Annotated in this window: 16 protein-coding genes; 9 read left to right on the forward strand and 7 right to left on the reverse strand. The window is 56.9% G+C overall.

Annotated features, from left to right (window positions below; genetic code table 11):
- Positions 1-98: 98 nt before the first annotated feature.
- The 3 genes from K5Y30_RS21665 to K5Y30_RS21675 are packed head-to-tail and all read right to left on the reverse strand — an operon-like array spanning position 99 to position 3,414.
- Complete coding sequence (locus tag K5Y30_RS21665; RefSeq protein WP_222213343.1) at positions 99-1,748, reverse strand: iron ABC transporter permease; 1,650 nt, start codon at positions 1,746-1,748, stop codon at positions 99-101.
- A gap of 3 nt (positions 1,749-1,751) precedes the next feature.
- Complete coding sequence (locus K5Y30_RS21670; RefSeq protein ID WP_370634231.1) at positions 1,752-2,678, reverse strand: ABC transporter substrate-binding protein; 927 nt, start codon at positions 2,676-2,678, stop codon at positions 1,752-1,754.
- A 22-nt stretch (positions 2,679-2,700) separates the two neighbouring features.
- Positions 2,701-3,414, reverse strand: coding sequence for an ABC transporter ATP-binding protein (locus K5Y30_RS21675; RefSeq protein WP_222213347.1), 714 nt, complete (start codon positions 3,412-3,414; stop codon positions 2,701-2,703).
- 226 nt (positions 3,415-3,640) lie between these two features.
- On the opposite strand from K5Y30_RS21675, the gene K5Y30_RS21680 reads away from it, so the two are divergent.
- Positions 3,641-4,864: an MFS transporter gene (locus K5Y30_RS21680; RefSeq protein WP_222213349.1), complete on the forward strand. Its 1,224-nt coding sequence runs from the start codon at positions 3,641-3,643 to the stop codon at positions 4,862-4,864.
- A gap of 214 nt (positions 4,865-5,078) precedes the next feature.
- Here the strand turns inward: K5Y30_RS21680 and K5Y30_RS21685 are convergent, their stop codons facing one another.
- Positions 5,079-5,894, reverse strand: a complete 816-nt coding sequence (locus K5Y30_RS21685; RefSeq protein WP_222213351.1) for a TIM barrel protein — start codon at positions 5,892-5,894, stop codon at positions 5,079-5,081.
- Positions 5,895-6,318: 424 nt separating this feature from the next.
- Between K5Y30_RS21685 and K5Y30_RS21690 the strand changes: the two genes are divergently transcribed.
- On the forward strand, positions 6,319-7,824 hold the full coding sequence (locus tag K5Y30_RS21690; protein ID WP_222186018.1) for a CoA-acylating methylmalonate-semialdehyde dehydrogenase: 1,506 nt from the start codon (positions 6,319-6,321) through the stop codon (positions 7,822-7,824).
- Positions 7,825-7,848: 24 nt separating this feature from the next.
- The gene (gene iolB / locus K5Y30_RS21695; RefSeq protein WP_192236964.1) at positions 7,849-8,664 is read left to right on the forward strand and encodes a 5-deoxy-glucuronate isomerase; all 816 of its coding nucleotides are present in this window, start codon (positions 7,849-7,851) and stop codon (positions 8,662-8,664) included.
- 81 nt (positions 8,665-8,745) lie between these two features.
- Here the strand turns inward: iolB and K5Y30_RS21700 are convergent, their stop codons facing one another.
- Together K5Y30_RS21700 and iolC are read right to left on the reverse strand one after the other, a co-directional pair.
- Positions 8,746-9,591 carry a MurR/RpiR family transcriptional regulator gene (locus K5Y30_RS21700; RefSeq protein WP_008107943.1) on the reverse strand — a complete coding sequence of 282 codons (846 nt, stop codon included), beginning with the start codon at positions 9,589-9,591 and terminating at the stop codon, positions 8,746-8,748.
- 331 nt (positions 9,592-9,922) lie between these two features.
- Positions 9,923-11,836, reverse strand: coding sequence for a 5-dehydro-2-deoxygluconokinase (gene iolC, locus K5Y30_RS21705; protein WP_222213353.1), 1,914 nt, complete (start codon positions 11,834-11,836; stop codon positions 9,923-9,925).
- 549 nt (positions 11,837-12,385) lie between these two features.
- Here iolC and iolD point away from each other — a divergent pair.
- The 3 genes from iolD to iolE all read left to right on the forward strand — a co-directional run bounded on the left by iolD (position 12,386) and on the right by iolE (position 16,364).
- Positions 12,386-14,320 (forward strand): 3D-(3,5/4)-trihydroxycyclohexane-1,2-dione acylhydrolase (decyclizing), encoded by a 1,935-nt coding sequence (iolD, locus tag K5Y30_RS21710; protein ID WP_110867637.1) that lies wholly within the window; start codon positions 12,386-12,388, stop codon positions 14,318-14,320.
- 68 nt (positions 14,321-14,388) lie between these two features.
- Positions 14,389-15,402, forward strand: coding sequence for a Gfo/Idh/MocA family protein (locus tag K5Y30_RS21715; protein WP_222186020.1), 1,014 nt, complete (start codon positions 14,389-14,391; stop codon positions 15,400-15,402).
- Positions 15,403-15,467: 65 nt separating this feature from the next.
- Entirely contained in the window at positions 15,468-16,364 is an 897-nt protein-coding gene (gene iolE / locus K5Y30_RS21720) for a myo-inosose-2 dehydratase (RefSeq protein ID WP_008107936.1), read from the forward strand.
- Between the two features lie 77 nt (positions 16,365-16,441).
- Here iolE and glpD read toward each other — a convergent pair whose 3' ends face one another.
- Positions 16,442-17,950 (reverse strand): glycerol-3-phosphate dehydrogenase, encoded by a 1,509-nt coding sequence (gene glpD, locus K5Y30_RS21725; protein WP_222213355.1) that lies wholly within the window; start codon positions 17,948-17,950, stop codon positions 16,442-16,444.
- Positions 17,951-18,178: 228 nt separating this feature from the next.
- Between glpD and glpE the strand changes: the two genes are divergently transcribed.
- From glpE to K5Y30_RS21740, 3 genes are read left to right on the forward strand one after another with little or no spacing between them, the layout of a single operon-like run.
- Positions 18,179-18,505, forward strand: coding sequence for a thiosulfate sulfurtransferase GlpE (gene glpE, locus K5Y30_RS21730; RefSeq protein WP_008107933.1), 327 nt, complete (start codon positions 18,179-18,181; stop codon positions 18,503-18,505).
- Between the two features lie 32 nt (positions 18,506-18,537).
- Positions 18,538-19,362: a rhomboid family intramembrane serine protease GlpG gene (glpG, locus tag K5Y30_RS21735; RefSeq protein WP_110867722.1), complete on the forward strand. Its 825-nt coding sequence runs from the start codon at positions 18,538-18,540 to the stop codon at positions 19,360-19,362.
- A gap of 42 nt (positions 19,363-19,404) precedes the next feature.
- Positions 19,405-20,163, forward strand: coding sequence for a DeoR/GlpR family transcriptional regulator (locus tag K5Y30_RS21740; protein WP_008107931.1), 759 nt, complete (start codon positions 19,405-19,407; stop codon positions 20,161-20,163).
- Positions 20,164-20,294 lie beyond the last annotated feature (131 nt).

Raw genomic sequence — 20,294 nt, forward strand, 5'->3', positions numbered from 1 at the left:
CTCAGGAGAGTGTAGTTGATGAAAATTAACCATCTGTTTTTTAAGATAAAGAGAAGTCCTGGTCGTAGGGTCGCCATTTATGGCGACCGTCATTATCATCACCGGGCCTGACGCCGCATCAGCACGGTGGCCGCTAACATCAAACTCAAACTGGCGAGCAGCGTCAGCGTGGCCATCGCCATACCTTGTCCCACCGAGCCCTGTTCGAACTGACGCCAGATAAAGATCGCCACGGTTTGCGTGCCTGCCGGAGCCAGCAGCAGCGATGTCACCAGCTCGCGCGACGCTACGGCAAACACCATCATCATCGCCGCCAGCAAGCTGGGCGCGACCAGCGGCAGCACAATCAGATGCAGCGCCTGCAAACGTGATGCGCCGTGCACGCGCGCCGCCGGTTCCAGCGTTGGTGCCAGCTGGCGCAGCGCGCTACTGACATAGCGCACCGGCCACGGCAGCAGCAAACAGCTGTACGACAACAGCAGAATAAACATCGTGTTATAGGGCGAAACCGGCCAGAAACCGCGGTTCCACAGCAGAATCAACCCCACGCCCACCACCACGCCGGGCATCGCCGCAGGCAGCAGCGCCAGGCCATCCATCATCGCCAGCAAACGGGTTTTCCCTTCCGATACGCGCCAGGCGATCAGAAAACCCAGCGCGCCGGTCAGCAGCGCCGCGCCGAGCGCCAGGCCAATGCTGGTGGAGAAGGCCGCCAGCGCATCGCCTTGCTGGCTGAACAGCGCGCCGAAGTGGCGTAGCGTCAGATTACTCAGATGTAATCCGCCGGAGAGCGTATTCAGCAAGCCGCTCAGGGTCATCGCGCCGAGCGGCAGCACCACCGCCAGCAGCACGGTGACAGCAAACGGCAGCAGCATTAAGATTTGTAAGCGTCCCGCATGCGCCAGTTCCTGACTCACCGGTTTGCCACCAACCGCCGTCACATCGCTGCTGCCGGTCAGTTTGCGCTGTAGCAGCCACGCCGTGAGCGCCATCAGGCTCAGTATCAGTGACAGCGACGCCGCGCCAGGCAGATCAATCGGCCAGTCGGCGAGTTTGGTTTCAATACCGACGGTCATCAGCGTCAACTTCGCCTGCGCACCGAGCGCCGCAGGCACGCCGTACTCCTCAATCGCCAGCGTAAACGCCAACAGCACGCCGCCCGCCAATGCCGGTAAGGTGAGCGGCAAGGTGATGTGCCAGAAGCCGCGCCACGCCGATGCGCCATGCACGCGCGCCACCCAGGCGAGACGTTGCCCGCTGGCCAGCAGCGAACGCGACACCGCGAAATAGACCACCGGGAAGATGTTCAGCGTCATCACGCCAATCATGCCGCTGCTGCTAAACAGCAGGCTGTCGAAGTTGATGCCGGTGAGTTGTTCGATATAACCGTTGCGTTGCAGCGCCAGCGTCCATGACAGCGCCACAATATAGGGCGGCGTCAGAAAGGGGATCAGAAACAGCAGATCCCACAGCGCCGCGCCCGGCAAGCGGAACAGGCCGCGCAGTGCGCCGAGCGGCAAGCCCAGCAGCAAACTGCACAGCGCCACGCCGCCGCCGATTTTCAGCGTGCCCAGCCACATCGCTGCCAGTTGCGGATCGTCCTGCAGCGCCGGAAAAGCACTAAAAGCGCCGCGCCAACTGCCTTCGCCGAAGTAGGGAAATAACGCTTGCAGCACGATAAACAGCAGCGGCAGCGCCACCAGCAGCAATAACGCCAGCAGAATCACGCCATTCAGGGCACGCGACATCGCTTACTGTCCGAACAGGGCGCCAAAGCGCTTCAGCACCGCCGAACGTTCGCTGCTGCCATCCTGATTAGTCGGCAATAACTTGATCTCGGTAAACAGCGGACGTTGCGCTTTGATATCGGTACGCGCCGGCATCAGCCAGGCTTTCGCTACTTGCTCCTGACCTTCATCTGACAGCACGTAATCAACGAACTTTTTCGCATCGTCTGGGTGCTGGCTGCTTTTCAGGATCATCATCGGACGCGGTGCGACCACGGTACCGTTTTCCGGGAAGATCACTTTCACGCTCTCGCCCTGCGCGATGTTGTTATAGGTGACGTAATCGACCGCGCCAAACACCGCCGCTTTCGCGCCTTGCAGCACCGGCGTCACCGCCTGCGCGTTGGGGCCGCTCATCACCATGCCGTTGGCTTTCAGCTGGTCAAACAGCTGCCAGGCTTTTTCGCCTTCGCTGTTTTGCAGGCCAATCAGCAGATCGAGTGACGCGCCAGACAGCGCCGGATCCGGCGTGGTGACGTTATCTTTGAAGGCGGGCGCGGTGAGATCCTGCCAGGTTTTCGGCTCTGGCGTGTTGCTTTGCGTATTCCACACGATGCCGAGCGCGGAAATGCCTTGCGCGACATAGTTGGCGGTTTTGAACTGATCCGGCACCTTCGCCGCGTTGGCGCTGTTGAACGGCAGCAGCCAGCCGCGCTGTTGCAGATCTTCGGCGGTATCCCACGAAGCCGAGATCAGCACGTCGGCTTGCGGATTGGCCTGTTCCGCTTCCAGACGCGCCATCACTTTGCCGGTGGTGGCCTGGAAAATATTCACTTTGATGCCGGTCTGTTTTTCAAATCCGGCGGCAAGACTTTTCGACAGCGAACCCGGACCGGCGGTGTATACAGTCAGCGCCTGGGCGTCGTTGATCATTATGGCGGAAGTCAACATTATCGCGCTGATGGCTCCTGTTTTAACTGACTTGAGAGATGGCATTGCAGTCCCCTGAGAGGTGAGTAACGGAAACAATCTGGCCCTGCGCCAGGTGAATGATGCGGTCGGCCAGCGTGTTGGCTTCGTCGCGATCGTGCGTAACGTAAACAGCGGTGATGCGCGCCGCGCGCAGCAAATCCGCCATGGTGTGAACCAGAGTTTCACGCAGGTCGCGGTCGAGGTTGGAGAGCGGTTCGTCGAACAGCAGAATGGCCGGTTTCGCCACCAGCGCGCGCGCCAGCGCCACGCGCTGCTGCTGGCCGCCTGAAAGCAGCGCCGGTTTGCGATCGCCAAAATCCTCAAGGCCCACCTGCGCCAGTGCGGCATCGGCCTGTTGCCACGCGGCGGCTTTTTTCATGCCGCGCATACGCAGCGGAAAGGCGACGTTTTGCGCCACCGACATGTGCGGCCACAGCGCGTAATCCTGAAACACCATGCCAAGGTTACGTTTTTCCGGCGCATCACAGTGGCGCGGTGAGGCCACGCAGCGTTGGCCGATCCACAGTTCGCCGGCGGTGGGCTGCAACAAACCCGCCAGCAGTTTCAGCAGCGTGCTTTTGCCACAGCCGCTCGGGCCGAGCAGCGCCAGAATTTCGCCTGCGGGAATGGTCAGGGAGAGATCGTGCAGAATAGTCAGGTTATCCACCGACCATCTGAGATTTTTCAGTTCAATAGGCAGCGCGGCATGCGTCATCGGCCACCTCCCGCGAAGGCGTGAGCGTTACGCACGCGCGCCTGAGAAATCAGGGGCGTCATCAGATTGTTATCCTCTTTGGGATTTGATTGGGGGCGAGTCTACGAGCGCGATATGACGAAATGATGACCATAAAACTGGGCATTTCACTGATGCGGATAAAACCAAATGGCGTATAGTTATCCTCTTGTTATAAAAATTCCGTCACCCACGAGCGCAATCACTCATGCCTGACTCGCCTGCCGCCGCACCTGAACACGGTCGTTTTCGCCTCAATTTACTGATCCTTTCCATCGTGAAGTTCAACTTCGCCAGCTATCTCACCATCGGCTTGCCGCTGGCGGTGCTGCCCGGCTTTGTCCATGACGGGCTGGGTTACAACGCCTTCTGGGCCGGATTGGTGATCAGCCTGCAATACATCGCCACGCTGCTAAGCCGCCCGCATGCGGGACGCTTCGCCGATCTGTGGGGGCCGAAAAAAGTGGTGGTGCTGGGGTTGGTGGGCTGTTTGCTGAGCGGCATCTGTATTCTGCTGTCGGCGCTCAGCGACGGGCAGGGCGTGCTGAGTCTGGTGCTGCTGTGTCTGGGGCGCGTGATTCTGGGTATCGGACAGAGTTTTTCCGGCACCGGCACCTCGCTGTGGGGCGTGGCGCGCGTCGGTTCGCTGCACATTGGCCGGGTGATTTCATGGAACGGCATTGTCACCTATGGCGCGATGGCGATCGGTGCGCCGCTCGGCGTGGTGATTTTCCGCAGCGGCGGCTTGCTGCTGCTCTCCAGCATCATCATCGCCATTTGTGTACTGGCAATTGCGCTGGCGCTGCCGCGTGCGCCGGTGAAAGGCAGCAAAGCCAAGCCGCTGCCGTTTCGTGATGTGCTGAGCAAGGTGTACGGTTTCGGCCTGATTCTGGCGATGGGTTCCGCTGGATTTGGCGTAATCGCCACCTTTATCACGCTGTTTTATCAGGATAAAGGTTGGGATGGCGCTGCCTTCGCGTTGACCATGTTCAGTGCCGCGTTCGTCGGCACGCGTCTGCTGTTTCCGAATGCCATCAACAAGCTCGGTGGTTTGCGCGTGGCGAGTATCTGCTTTGCGGTAGAAGCGATGGGCCTGTTTCTGGTGGCCGGCTCATTCGACCCGTGGATGGCGAAGATGGGCGCGTTCCTCACCGGCGCGGGTTTCTCGCTGGTATTCCCGGCGATTGGCGTGGTGGCGGTGAAAGTGGTGCCGCAGCAGAATCAGGGCAGCGCGCTCGCCACCTATACCGCGTTTATGGATTTATCGCTGGGCATCACCGGGCCGATCGCCGGTTTCATCATGAGTTATGCCGGCGTGTCGCTGGTCTATTTCCTCACCGCACTGCTGGTGTGTTTAGCGCTGTTCTGCACGCTGCGCATGATTAAGCGGATGCCGGAAGAGCCGATGGTGGAGGTTAAGGAGAATGCATAATTTTGCTATTGAACTCAGGCATACCCTAAATAGTTTACGTCAGAGCAAGGCGGCAAGCGTGAGAATCCCCAGGAGCTTACGCCCGTAAGTGACTGGGGTGAGCACGAGAAGCCAACGCTGCTATGGCTTAAAATATAACGGGTATGAAAAAAAGGCCTCCGACCGAGGCCAACACTAACAAAATGTGTCATTAGACACAGATAAGGGTTCGTTTTCAGGCTTGCAGCAACTCGATGCTGTAGCGAATTTGGCGTTCAATCTCAGCGGTATTCCACGTCTCCAGCGATGAGGCAAACGGCTCAAATGCGTAAATGCCTTTGTAGCCCAGCATCTTCAGACGTTTCACCTGCGCCACGCTGTTCAGCACATCGCGGTCGCTGAGCATGATGCGTTGTTCATCGGTCAGTTGCGCCGTTGGGCGGGTATCTTCCACCCCGGATAAATGCACCAGACCAATATGGTTGATATCAATCTCCTGCGGGAACTCGTTTTCGGCGTTCTCATACAGGTGATGATGGAAGGTATCGAGCAGCACCTTAAACGGGACTTTTGCTTGCTGAATCAGTTGCTGCGTCTGCACCGCCGAGCGCAGCGAACTGACCTGGAAGCCCAGCGGTTCAACCAGCCCCTGAATGCCATACTTTTCAAAGCGCGGTGCCAGTATCTGCAACGCTTCCAGCGTCTGTTGGGGCGAAATCTCAATTCCTTCATTGAGCGGACACATCACCAGCGCTTTTGCGCCGATGGCTTGTGCTTCCTGTAGCAGCGCGTCGGCCTTAGCCAGTAGCGCCTCATCGGCACGGTTAAACGGATAGAGCGCGTTAATCGTGACGATTTCAATATGGTACTTATCCGTTAGCGCACGGAGCTGCGTCGCGCTGAGATCATCGGTTACCTTGCCGCTCTGCATGTCATTACGCAGTTCAACCTTGCTCAATCCCAGACGCTGCACCAGCTGAAAGAAGGCTTCCAGCGTTAGCCTGGGCGCAATTTTACGGTTAATACAGAAACGAGTCGGATCGATGGCCATGTGCGGCTCCTGTAAACGGATACGGATGAGGTGCTGCAAAGAAAACATTTATTTCATTATTATTGAATTATGAAATATCAGATATTGGATCTGCCTCGCAAAAATTTCATATTTCGTTTCGCGTTTCATGTCGAAGCTGGAGTTCAGACACAAATTCTGTGCGCGCAACGGCTTAGCGGCAGAGCGGTTTAGCAAGCCTTTCGCGCCAGCAGTGCAGCGCTACAGGCTGATTTGCACCCGGCTGTCAGCGCAGGCGGAAAAAATGCGATCCATGCCGCTAAAAGGAAATTTTCCAAAAAGAAGTATTTGAAAAATTCATTTCATTACGGTAGCTTCATAGCACGCTTTAAGTATTGCCTGCACATGCAGCGTCGCGGTTCGAACGGGCTATCTGCAGGGAACTTCACATCTAAGAGGCAACGACATGACTATCGTAGGAAACTTTATCGGCGGCAAAATTACCCACAGCGCCAGCAATGAAACCATTCCCGTGTACGATCCGGCGACCGGCAAAGTCGTGCGTGAACTGACGCAGAGCACCGCTGCTGAAGTGGAAAAGGCGATTGAAGTCGCGCATGCCGCCTTCCCGGAATGGTCGAAAACCGCGCCGTTGCGTCGTGCCCGTGTGATGTTCAACTTTAAAGCGCTGATGGAAAAACATCGCGAAGAGCTGGCGGCACTGATCGTCTCTGAGCACGGTAAAGTGTGGTCCGATGCACTGGGTGAACTGACGCGCGGTATCGAAGTGATCGAGTATGCCTGCGGTATTCCACATCTGATTAAAGGTGAGAACTCACCGAGCGTGGGCACCGGCGTTGACAGCTATTCGCTGATGCAGCCGGTCGGTGTTGTCGCCGGTATCACCCCGTTTAACTTCCCGGCGATGGTGCCACTGTGGATGTTCCCCATCGCGCTGGCGTGCGGCAACACCTTTATCCTCAAGCCTCCGGCGCTGGATCCTTCCGCATCTGTGCGCATTGCCGAACTGCTGAAAGAAGCGGGCCTGCCGGATGGCGTATTCAACGTAGTGCATTCGTCTAACGAAGATGCCGAGCAGCTGTACAAAGATCCGCGCATCGCCGCAGTCAGCTTCGTGGGTTCTTCCGGCGTAGCGGAGCACATCTATAAAACTGCCAGCGCCCACGGTAAACGCGTGCAGGCGTTTGGCGCGGCGAAAAACCACGCCATCGTGATGCCCGATGCCGATCTCGATGCCACCGTGAACGCCATTATGGGCGGTGCGTTTGGTTCAGCGGGTGAACGCTGCATGGCGCTGCCGGTTGTGGTTGCCGTGGGTGACGACACCGCAGACAAACTGATTGCGCGTCTGACGCCGCTGATCAAAGCGCTGCGCGTCGGTCCTGGCATCCAGAAAGGTGCCGAAGAGAATGAAATGGGGCCGGTGGTTTCTGCTGCGCACCAGAAGAAAGTGCTAGGCTACATCGACAAAGGTGAGCAGGAAGGCGCGAAGCTGGTGGTTGATGGCCGCGGCATTCAGGTTGCTGGCCATGCAGAAGGTTACTACGTTGGCGGCACGCTGTTCGACAATGTGACGTCGGATATGACTATCTGGCGCGAAGAGATCTTCGGGCCGGTGCTGAGCATCATGCGTTCCAGCGATTACGACAGCGCACTGCAGCTGGTTAACAGCCACGAATTCGGTAACGGTAGCGCCATCTTCACCAGCAACGGCCACACCGCGCGTGAGTTCGTGCAGAACGTCGAAGCTGGCATGGTTGGCGTCAACGTGCCGGTTCCGGTTCCGATGGCGTTCCACAGCTTCGGCGGCTGGAAGCGTTCGGTATTTGGTGCGCTGAACGTGCACGGTCCAGACGGCGTGCGTTTCTACACCCGCATGAAAACCGCCACCGTGCGTTGGCCGAGCGGCCAGCAGACCGTATCTGAGTTCAGCATGCCGACGCTGGGCTAATTTCGCTCAACAAGGAGGAACAGGATGTCTCTGATTTCGAAAGCGCAAAAACCCGACAGCAACGGCCGCATCCAGCACATCACGCCGGAAAGCGCGGGCTGGGAATATGTCGGCTTTGATGCCTATCTGCTGAAAAAAGGGCAGAGCCTGAAGCTGAGTAGCGGCGACAAAGAGTTGTGTCTGGTGCTGGTGGCGGGCTTTGCGTCGGTGAAAACCCGTCACGCCGAGTTTCCGAATCTGGGTAAACGTCTGTCGCCGTTTGAACGCACTCCGCCTTACTCAGTTTACGTACCGCATAACGACGAAGTGGAAGTGTATGCGGATAGCGATCTGGAGCTGGCGGTGTGTAATGCACCGAGCAGCGGCAACCTGCCGGCGCGACTGATTGCGCCGGAAGACGTTGGTGTTGAGCAGCGTGGTAAAGGGCGTAATCAGCGTCTGGTGCACAACATTCTGCCGGACAATAAAGAGGCCGACAGCCTGCTGGTGGTGGAAGTTTACACCGATGAAGGCGCGACCAGTTCGTACCCCAGCCACAAGCACGACCAGAAAAACAGCCCGGACGAAACCTATCTGGAAGAGACCTACTATCACCGTTTCGATCCCGAGCCAGGTTTCGCCATGCAGCGCGTCTATACCGACGACCGTTCACTCGACGAGTGCATGGCGCCGTATAACCGCGATGTAGTGACGGTGCCGCGTGGCTATCATCCGGTGGCAACCATTGCCGGGTACGATAACTACTATCTCAACGTGATGGCGGGTCCAAAACGTCTGTGGAAATTTACCTGGGAGAAAGATCACGCCTGGGTGAACAGCGACCAGTATCCGCGTTCGTAGATTGCACATCAATGTAAGAAGGGCAGCCAGGTGGCTGCCCTTTTTGTTGGGTGGTCGCCATGAATGGCGACCCTACGAGAGTTATTCGCTGGTTACGTTGTTGTTCAGCGCCAGCGACACGGCAAGCGTCTGTGCCAGACACAGTGAGGCGACCTGCGAACGGAAGCCATCCACTTGCGCTTCACGCACCACAAAGCACACATCGCTGAAGGCGGCCAGCGGGCTGACCTGGCTGTCGGTGATGGCGATCAGATGCGCGCCACGTTTGGCACCCAGCTCAACCAACTCCACCGCTTCACGCGCGTATGGCGAATAGCTGATGGCGATCACCACGTCTTTCGGGTTCACCATGCTCAGCTGCTCGGTGAACATGCCGCCGAGGCCGTCGATCAGGAACGCACGACGCTCCAGATGGCGCAGCGCATACACCAGATACGATGCCACGCTGAATGAGCGACGCAGGCCGATGATGTAGATGTTCTCGGCTTCATCGAGCATTTTCACCGCGCGGTTGAGCTGGTCCGGATTCACCTGCATCGCCAGCTGTTGCAGCGCCTGGCTGTTGACCATGGTGAAGACATTGAGAATTTCGGCCGGGCTCTCTGGTGAAGTGGCGCTGTCGTCGGTGGCGGTCTGGCGGAACAGACGTGCGCGCTCGGTATAGTTAACGGTCTCTTCCATCAGGTGCTGACGGAAAACCTGTTTCATTTCGTTGAAGCCGCTGAAGCCAAAGGCGTTGGCAAAGCGGATCAGCGTCGAGGGCGGCACATCGGCATGTTGTGCGATGGAAGCAACGGTATCGAAAGCGATGCTGTTACTGTTATCAAGGATATAACGAGCCACCTGCTTCAGGCGTTTGCTCAGCGTCTCATAGCGACGACGGATCTCGTCCTGTAACAAGGTTAATTGCGTTGGATTATTGGTCATTACTTCGGCCCGCTAGAAAAGAAAATATGGCTGGATAATGAGCGCTATAGTACCAGATGGATGGAAAATTTCATTTGTTTGACATCATCGTGACGCTTATTTCATCGGTTTATGAAATGCCTCACAGAATATGCAGGTTTTCCCCTCACCCTAACCCTCTCCCGCAAGCGGGCGAGGGAACCGTCTTGTGCGGCTTAGCAGATCGCGTTCAATACTCAACAATTGCTGGATCGGTCCCTTCTCCCGCTGGCGGGAGAAGGCTAGGATGAGGGCCAGCGAGCACAATCAAAAAAGCGGCCAATTGGCCGCTTTTTCCCAGCTAACTTCGCACTTAACCGCGTACAGCGCGCCAGTAGCCGATCAACCGCAGGTAGTTCCCTTTCACGGTCTCAACCAGCGCTGTATCATCCAGCTCGCCTTGCAGCCACTGGCGTGACGGCTGGCCGAAGATGGTGCGGCCTACCGCGAAACCTTTCACCCACGGCGCTTGCGCTGCGGCGGCGAAACCAGCTTTCAGCGTCTCTTCCGGGGCATCGAGGCCCAGCAGCAGAATGCCGCGGCAGTGCGGGTCGTTCTGCTCGATCAACCCGCTGATCGCCTGCCAGCTTTCGGCAGACAGCGGCGGCAGTTTCCACCAGTCTGGCTGAATGCCAAGGCTGTAGAAGTGGCTCAGCATGTCGTAATAGTAGGATTCGTCACGGTCCGGATTGCTCTCCGGCAGAATCAGCTCCAGCAGCAGTTCGTGCCCGCTCTTGTTACAGCCATTCCACACATCGAGCACCAGCTCATCCTGCTCTTTACGCAGTTCCGCGCTGTCGTGCGGATGGTAGAACACCAGACATTTCACCACGTGCTCGGCTGGCCAGTCGACCAGCTGTGAGCCGATGTTGCCGTGCTCAAGACGCAGCGGACGTGAACTTGGCAGCTCAATCGGACGCCCAATCCACCAGTTTTTACCGGTAATCGCGTTCAGCGCTTTCTGGCCGTAAGTGGTATCCGCGAGGATGCCGCTCTTCTCATTCAGGCCGGCTTCATTGGCCGCTTCTTCCGCGGCACGCAGCAGTAGCAGTTTCAATTCTGGGATGCGCGCTTCGCTGACGCCCGCTTCGCGCGCCATATCAGCCAGCTGTTTGCGATGGTCGAAGGCGAACACATTCAGCTCTGGCCACTGCTGTTTACGCGTGGTGACGCGATGCAGGTGATTGAGACGCGCATCGAGATCCGGACGTTTCACCTCTTTATCGCGGCTGAGGAAATCATCCAGCTCTTCTTTGGTTGGCATCGCCGGTGCGCAGCCGTGGCGCGAAACTACTAGCGCGCCACAGGCGTTGGCGTAACGGCACGCTTGCTCCCAGCTTTCATCATTCAGCCAGCCGCGCAGTAGGCCAGACATAAAGGCATCGCCCGCGCCCAGCACGTTCAGCACTTCTACGCGCACGCCGCTCTGCAGTTTGGTCTGTTCCCAGCTATCCGGGATCTCGCCCTCAAACACTACGCAACCCAGCGGACCGCGTTTGCACACTAATGTGGCCTGGCTCGATTTACGCACATTTTTCAGCGCGGTCAGCGTGTCGGTGCTGCCACCGGCAATATGGAACTCTTCTTCCGTTCCGACCACCAAATCGAAATAGTGCAGCACTTCCTGCAGCTGTTGCGTCACTTCGCCCGATTCAATGAAACGCGTTTCGCCGTCGCCGAGTGAGGTGAGTCCCCACAGCACCGGACGATAATCGATATCCAGCGCGGTGCGCAGGCCGTTGCGTTTGGCGATATCCAGCGCTTTCAACACGGCGGCGCGCGTTTGTGGATGCGACAGGTGCGTGCCGGTGACGGCGACCGCACGTGAAGAGGTGATGAACTCTTCGTTAATATCTTCCGGCACCAGCCCCATATCGGCGCAGTTGTCGCGATAGAAGATCAGCGGGAAGCTCTCTTCATCTTTGATCCCAAGGATCACCAGCCCGGTCAGGCGCTGCTTATCGGTAATCAGGCCATCGGTATTGCAGCCCGCACGTTGCAGCTCTTCACGCAAAAAGCGGCCGTTATGCTCGTCACCTACGCGCGCCAGCATCGCCGATTTCAGGCCCTGGATCGCCGTACCGTAGGCCACGTTGCCGGAAGACCCGCCGAGATATTTGTTGAAGCTGGTCATATCTTCCAGGCGTGATCCAATTTGCTGACCGTAGAGGTCGACGGCGATGCGTCCGATACAAATCACATCAAGCCGCTTCTGTTGTGTACTCATACCTATTGTTTCCTTCTGTGATAAGCAGACACTGCGGGCGCTTCCGCCCAACGTCGAGCGCTTTGCTTCCGGGTTCTCAAGGTGCCTGATTGGCTTTGGTCGCAGTATGAGGAATAAAAATTCCAAATTCAATATTAAATGAAACATCCATCACGATTTTGTGAGCCAGGTAAAACTCTGACCAGGCCGCAAAGCAGCGTTGGAATCTTTCGGAGTTTCAGTGATAGTCAGGCTTGTGAGCCAGGTCTCAGGAAAGTGCTGGCGAATCAAGGAAGCTACTGAAGTGAAATGAAATTTCGTTATGACCTGCAAATGACCTGTTACTGTTCCACTTTTCCCCCTTTCGCGGCTTGCGCAGCCCACGTTTCATTGCTGAATTTGATCTCCATCGCAAAATGAAATGTTTCTTCTGTAATCGTGTTTGATGAAAAAAATATTTGTTTATAATCGCCTCACGTTTCACTTAATCCGCGGGCGCCGTGAACGGCAGTTTTTACCCGAACCGCGATGTACCTCGCCGCAGGTACCAGCATGTAAAGGAAGAAGCATATGGGCACAATCAGACTCACCACGGCACAGGCGCTGGTAAAATTTCTTGATAACCAATACCTGAACGTTGACGGCGTTGAAACCAAATTTGTGAAAGGCATTTTTGCCATTTTCGGTCACGGCAACGTGCTGGGATTGGGACAGGCGCTGGAGCAGGACAGCGGCGATCTGGTGGTGCATCAGGGCCGTAACGAGCAGGGCATGGCGCACGCCGCCATTGGCTTTGCCAAGCAGTCGCTGCGTCGTCAGATTATCGCCTGTACCTCATCGGTCGGTCCCGGCGCGGCCAACATGATTACCGCTGCTGCCACCGCGACCGCCAACCGCATTCCTTTACTGCTGCTGCCGGGCGATGTGTTCGCTACGCGCCAACCGGATCCGGTATTGCAGCAGATTGAACAGAGCCACGATCTCAGCATCAGCACCAACGACGCGTTCCGCGCGGTGAGCAAATACTGGGATCGCGTCAGCCGCCCGGAACAGCTGATGACTGCCTGCATCAACGCCTTGCGCGTGTTGACCGATCCGGCAGAAACCGGCGCGGTGACGATTGCGCTGCCGCAGGACGTGCAGGGCGAAGCCTGGGACTTCCCGGAATACTTTTTCCAGAAACGTGTGCATCGTCTGGATCGCCGCTTGCCAACTGCCGCGCAATTAGAAGATGCGCTGGCGCTGATTGCGCGTAAACACAAGCCGCTGATCATTGTCGGCGGTGGCCTGAAATATTCCGATGCCGGGGATGCGCTGCTGAAATTTGCCGAGCGCTTCAACATTCCGTTTGCCGAAACCCAGGCCGGTAAAGGCACCATCGTTTCCGATCACCCGCTCAATGTCGGCGGCGTGGGCGAAACCGGCTGCCTGGCGGCCAACCTGCTGGCGAAAGAGGCCGATCTGGTGATTGGTATCGGTACGCGTTACACCGACTTCACCACCGCGTCGAAATGGATTTTCCAGAATCCGGACGTGAGCTATCTGAACCTCAACGTCAGCAACTTCGACAGCTACAAGCTGGATGCGGTGCAGCTGCTGGCGGATGCGCGTGAAGGTTTAACCGCGCTGGAAAGCGAACTGCAAGGTTTCGAAAACCATTGGGGCGGCCAGATTGAGCTGTCGCAAAGCAAGCTGTTGAAAGAGACGCAGCGCGTCTATGCCGCCACCTATAACACCGACGATTTCATTCCGGAAATCGCCGACCACGCCGATCGCGAAGCGCTGTTTGCCGAGTTTGAGCGCCTGACGAAATCGGTACTGACGCAGAGCAGCGTGCTGGGCACCTTAAACGAGCAACTCCCAAAGGATGCGGTGATTGTCGCGGCAGCGGGCAGTCTGCCGGGCGACCTGCAGCGCGTGTGGCGCACCAAAGATTACAACTCGTACCACGTTGAGTACGGCTACTCCTGTATGGGTTATGAAGTGAATGCCGCGCTGGGCGTAAAGCTAGCGCAGCCGCAGCGTGAAGTCTACGTCATGGTTGGCGACGGTTCGTTCATGATGCTGCACTCCGAGTTGGTCACGTCGATTCAGGAAGGGGCGAAAATCAACGTGGTGCTGCTGGATAACATGACCAACGGTTGTATCAACAACCTGCAGATGGAACACGGCATGGACAGCTTCACCACCGAGTTCCGCTTCCGTAATCCGGAAGGGGGCAAGCTGGATGGCGGCTTTGTGCCGGTGGACTTCGCGGCGATTGCCGGCGGATACGGCTGCAAAACCTACCGCATCACCACGCTGGAACAGCTGGAAGCCGCGTTGATCGACGCGCAGAAGCAGACCGTTTCCGTGCTGTTCGACATCAAAGTGCTGCCAAAAACCATGGTGCACAAATACTTCAGCTGGTGGCACGTCGGCGTGGCGCAAACCTCTACGTCAACGCGCACGCAAGAAGTGGCCGACAACCTTAACGTGCATATCGAACAAGCACGTAAGTATTAAAACCTCTTTTAGGCCGGAGTTCTCCGGCCTTGTTTTACCCTAACTTATCCGACTCTACAGGTGTAATTATGACGCTCAAACTCGGTGTAATTGGTACCGGTGCAATTGGTCAGGAACACATTCGTCGCTGCAATAACGTTTTGCAGGGTGCGAAAGTGGTGGCGGTTTCTGATATCAACGTGGAAGGGGCGCGCGCGGCGCTGCAACGTCTGAATATCGAAGCCGAGGTGTATCAGGATGGTCATCAGGTGATCAACTCGCCGGAAGTCGATGCCATTCTGGTGACATCCTGGGATCCGACTCACGAAGAGTTTACGCTGGCGGCAATTGCGGCCGGCAAACCGGTGTTCTGTGAAAAGCCGCTGGCGCTGAGCGCTGAAGGTTGCCGTCGCATTGTTGATGCCGAGATCAAACACGGTAAACGTCTGGTGCAGGTGGGCTTTATGCGCCCGTACGATGCCGGCTATCGCGCGCTGAAAAAAGTGATCACTGACGGTGAAATCGGCGAGCCGCTGATGCTGCACTGCGCGCACCGCAACCAGAGCGTCGGCGAGAATTACACCACCGACATGGCGATCACTAACACCCTGATTCACGAGCTGGACGTGCTGCGCTGGCTGACCGAAGACGACTACAAAACCGTGCAGGTGGTGTTCCCGCGCACCACGTCGAAGTCTCATGCCAGGTTGAAAGATCCGCAGATCGTGCTGTTCGAAACGCAGAAAGGCATCCGCATTGATGTGGAGATCTTCGTTAACTGCGCGTACGGCTACGACATTCAGTGTGAAGTGGTGGGCGAAGAGGGCATCGCTAAGCTGCCGGAGCCTTCGGCGATCCAAACGCGCAAAAACGCGCGTCTCGGCGTGCCACTGCTGACTGACTGGAAAGACCGTTTCATTGATGCTTATGACGTTGAGCTGCAAGCGTTTATTAATGACGTGAAAGACGGCCAACTGACCGGACCTTCTGCCTGGGATGGTTTTGCTGCTTCCGTGGCCGCCGATGCCTGCCACAAAGCGCAGAACAGCGGTGCGATTGAGCCGGTAACCATGCCGCCGCGTCCGGATTTCTACGCCAAATAACTGAGCTGTGCGCTAAATACTCCTCGGCGGCTCAGCGGCCGCCTCTGTGAATCAGGGACAACACCATGAACAAAGACAACGTTAAACTGGCGATCGCGCCAATCGGCTGGACTAACGACGACATGCCAGAGCTGGGCAGCGAAAACACCTTCCAACAAACCGTGAGTGAAATGGCGCTGGCGGGTTTTACCGGCAGCGAAGTGGGTAGCAAATATCCGCGCGATCCGGCGATTCTCAAGCCGATGCTCGATATCCGTGGCATTCAGATCTGCAACGCGTGGTTCAGCACCTTCTTCGCCAACGGCGATAAAGCGAAAACCATCGACGAATTCACCAATCACATGAACTTCCTGCATGCGATGGGCGCGCGCGTGATTGGCTGCTCCGAGCAGAGCAAAAGTATTCAGGGCACTACGCTGGCGGTGCTGGAGCAGAAGCCGATTTTCAGCGATGAAGAGTGGCGCTTAACGGCGGAAGGCTACAACGAGCTGGCGGAGATCGCCGCGAAAAAAGGCATGCGCTTGACGCTGCACCATCACATGGGCACCGGCATTCAGACGCCAGCCGAGATTGATCGCTTTATGGAATCGACCAATGAGAATGTTGGCCTGCTGTACGATACCGGCCACATCTACTATTCCGAAGGTTCACAGCAGGCGATGCTGGATGTGCTGACCAAATATCTGCCGCGTATTTTCCACGTGCATCTGAAAGACGTGCGCGACAGCGTGGTAGCCGAAGTGCGCGAGAAATCGCTGTCGTTTCTTGATGGCGTGAAGAAGGGCACCTTCACCGTCCCGGGCGATGGCGTGATCGATTTCAAACCGGTATTCAAAATCCTCGACGATTACGGCTATAAAGGCTGGATGGTGGTGGAAGCGGAACAGGATCCGGCGCTGGCTAATCCGTTCGAATATGCAGTGAAAGCGCGTAAGTACATCCGCGAGAATGCGGGGTTGTAAACGAGCAGGCATTAAAAAGGTCGCCATGAATGGCGACCCTACAAACGGGGCGTCATTTACGACGCCCCGTTTTTATATTATGACGCTAACGACAACGCCGGTTTCTGTGCGTTGACCGCCAGCCACTCGGCAATGCGCGCCTGCTCAGCTTCGTTCAGCCACATACCTTGTTTGGTACGACGCCAAATCGCATCATCCAGCTCGCGTACCCATTCGTTTTTCACCAGGTAACGCAGCTCGGCTTCGTAGAACTCGTGACCGAAGTTTTCACCCAGATCGTCGATGCTCTTCGCGCCTGCCAGCAGCTCTTCGGTGCGGCTACCGTAAGTCCGCGCAAAGTGACGCGCCATACCTTCGCTAATAAACGGATAGCGACGACGCAGGCTGGCGGTGTAATCCTCGCGTGAACCGGAGAAATCCCCGCCCGGCAATACCGCGTTTTTGGTCCACGCCGGGCCGATATTCGGGTAGTATTTAGTCAGTTTCTCCAGCGCATGTTCCGCCAGCTTACGATAGGTGGTCAGCTTGCCGCCGAACACGGACAGCAACGGAGCCTGGCCATTGTCGTCATGCACATCCAGCGTGTAATCACGGGTGATGGCCTGCGGCGAATCCGATTCGTCATCGCACAGCGGACGTACGCCCGAGTAAGTCCAGACGATGTCATTTTTGCTCAGCTGCTGTTTGAAGTGTCCATTGAACACGTTCAACAGGTAGCTGATTTCGTTATCATCGATCTTCACGTCTTTCGGATCGCCTTTGTACTCCACGTCGGTGGTGCCGATGATGGAGAACTCATCCATCCACGGAATCACAAACACGATACGGTTATCTTCGTTTTGCAGGATATACGCCTGCTTTTCGCGATGGACGCGCGGTACCACAATGTGGCTGCCTTTGATCAGACGAATGCCGTACGGCGATTTCAGCTTCAGGCCATCGTCGAAGAACTCTTTTACCCACGGACCGGCCGCATTGACCAGACCTTTGGCGCGCCAGGTGTAGGTTTTACCGCTGTCGATATCTTCGGCTTCCACCATCCACAAACCGGCTTCACGCCAGGCACGGGTCACGCGCGTGCGGGTGCGTACTTCGCCGCCCTGTTTTTCCACTTCCTGCGCGTTGAGTACCACCATGCGCGCATCATCAACCCAGCAGTCAGAATATTCGAATCCGCGCGTGATCTCCGGCTTGAGGGCCGAATCCGCGCCAAAACGCAGGCTCTTACTACCCGGCAGCGTGGTGCGTTTGCCGAGGCGATCGTACATAAACAGGCCCATGCGGATCATCCACGCCGGGCGCAGATGCGGACGGTGCGGCAGACGGAAGCGCATCGGGAAGGCGATGTGCGGGGCCATTTTCAGCAGCACTTCACGTTCTGCTAACGCTTCGCCCACCAGGCGGAATTCATAGTGTTCAAGGTAGCGTAGGCCGCCGTGAATCAATTTCGAGCTGTTGGAGGAGGTTGCACAGGCCAAATCCCGCGCCTCCAGCATCAGCACCGACAGTCCGCGTCCTGCAGCGTCCACTGCAATGCCGGCTCCGTTAATGCCGCCGCCGATCACGATCAGGTCTTTGGTTTCCACGTCATCTCCTCCGATGTTCGGAATAGTTCTAAAATGTTCGTTTTCGAGCGTAATAATAATCGGAAACCAACATCTACGCCAGCGGTTAACTGAATAAAAACATTTTTGCGTGATATAGCTAACATTCCGACAGGAAAAAAATCACATAACCACATGACTTGTCAGGTTATCGCGGCGCGTTCTCAGGTTAAACTAGGCGCTAATTGTGATGAAGTAATGAGAGACACCATGGAAACCTTCGAGTGTATTAATGTCCTGCAGGCGCAAGAGCATCTGGCACAAGGTGCGCAGCTGGTGGATATCCGTGATCCGCAGAGCTTTATGATGGGCCACGCGGCGGGCGCGCAGCACCTGACCAACGACAATCTGGCGGATTTCATCGCCAACGCCAATCAGGCTTTGCCGGTGCTGGTGATGTGCTATCACGGCAACAGCAGCAAAGGCGCGGCGCAGTTCCTGCTGGGCCAGGGATTCAGCGCGGCGTACAGCATTGACGGCGGATTTGATGCCTGGCGCGCGGCATTCCCGGCGCAGGTTGCCCTCGGCGACGCCTGAGCCCATCGCATAAGGAAGGAGATCACCGCATGATGCGCATCACCCAGTTCAATAATCCGCGCATGGCGCAGGCGTTTGTCGACTACATGGCGACTCGCGGCGTGACGCTACGCATTGAGCGCGAAAGCCACTTTGTCATTATGTTGGATGACGAAAGCAAGCTGGAGAGGGTCGAAAACGAACTCGCGCAGTTCGTGCGCGATCCCAACCATCCGCGCTATCAGGCGGCCAGCTGGCATAGCGGCAACACCGAAAGTGGCTTGCGCTACGAGCGCACCCACATCTGGGCGAGCATTCGCGAACGCGCAGGTCCGCTCACCATGACCATCATGATCGCCTGCGTCGCGGTATTTATCCTGATGCAGATCGTCGGTGATGATGTGGCGCTGGATTGGCTGGCGTGGCCGGCGGATTCTTCGCAATATTTCCAGGTGTGGCGCTGGTTTAGCCATGCGCTGCTGCACTTCTCGCTACTGCATATCCTGTTCAACCTGATGTGGTGGTGGTATCTCGGCGGTGCGGTCGAGAAGCGTCTCGGCAGCGGCAAGCTGTTTGTGATTATGCTGATCTCGGCGCTGCTAACCGGCTGGATGCAGGCCAAGTTCAGCGGCGTGCTGTTTGGTGGTTTGTCGGGCGTGGTTTACGCGTTGATGGGTTACTGCTGGCTGCGCGGCGAGCGCGATCCCGAAAGTGGTATTTATCTCGAGCGCGGCCTGATTGGCTTCGCGGTCGTATGGTTGGTGATTGGCTGGTACGGCGCATTTGGTCTGTCGATCGCCAACGCCGCGCACGTCACCGGCTTGCTGGTGGGTTTAGCGATGGCATTTGTTGATACGCGTAAGATTACGCGTCGTTAGCAGCACCAATAAAAGAAGCGGCCACGAGCCGAGGAGAGAGATGTGAAGCAGACGCAACGTCATGACGCCATTATCGATCTGGTCCGGCGTCAGGGATATGTCAGTACCGAAGAGCTTGTTGATCACTTTGAAGTCAGCCCGCAAACCATTCGGCGTGACCTGAACGACCTGGCCGATCAGAACAAAATCATGCGCCATCACGGCGGGGCGGCGCTGCCGTCCAGCTCAGAAAATACCGCATGGCAGGATCGTAAAATGATGTGGTCGGCGGAGAAAGCGCGCATCGCCGAGCGCGTGGCGAGCCAGATCCCGGATGGCGCCACGCTGTTTATTGATATCGGCACCACGCCGGAAGCGGTGGCGCATGCGCTGCTCAATCACAACAATCTGCGCGTCGTCACCAACAACCTCAACGTGGCGATTCTGCTGATGGCGAAACCTGATTTCCGCGTGATTATCGCCGGCGGCGAAGTGCGCACGCGCGATGGCGGCATCATGGGCGAAGCGACGCTGGACTTCATTTCGCAGTTCCGCCTCGATTACGGCATTCTCGGCATCAGCGGCATTGATATGGATGGTTCGCTGCTGGAGTTCGATTATCACGAAGTGCGCACCAAACGCGCCATTATCGAAAACTCGCGCTGCGTGATGCTGGTGGTGGATCACTCGAAGTTTGGCCGCAATGCGATGGTCAACCTCGGCAATATGAGCCTGATTGATTACATGTATACCGATCAAAGCCCGCCGGCCAGCGTGCTGAAAGTGATTGAACAGCACGAAGTTCACCTCGAACTTTGCTAATGCCGTAGCGGCGCAATTTATTGCGCGATAAATCGCGCCGCTACAAAAATCAGCACCGATTTTTTTCACCGCACCTGCATTTCCCTGTCGCTTTTTTCTGCGCCCCCAGCTTTACTTATCCATTCACCTCT

It is taken from the genome of Pantoea sp. DY-5, from assembly GCF_019795955.1.
Taxonomy (GTDB): domain Bacteria; phylum Pseudomonadota; class Gammaproteobacteria; order Enterobacterales; family Enterobacteriaceae; genus Pantoea; species Pantoea leporis.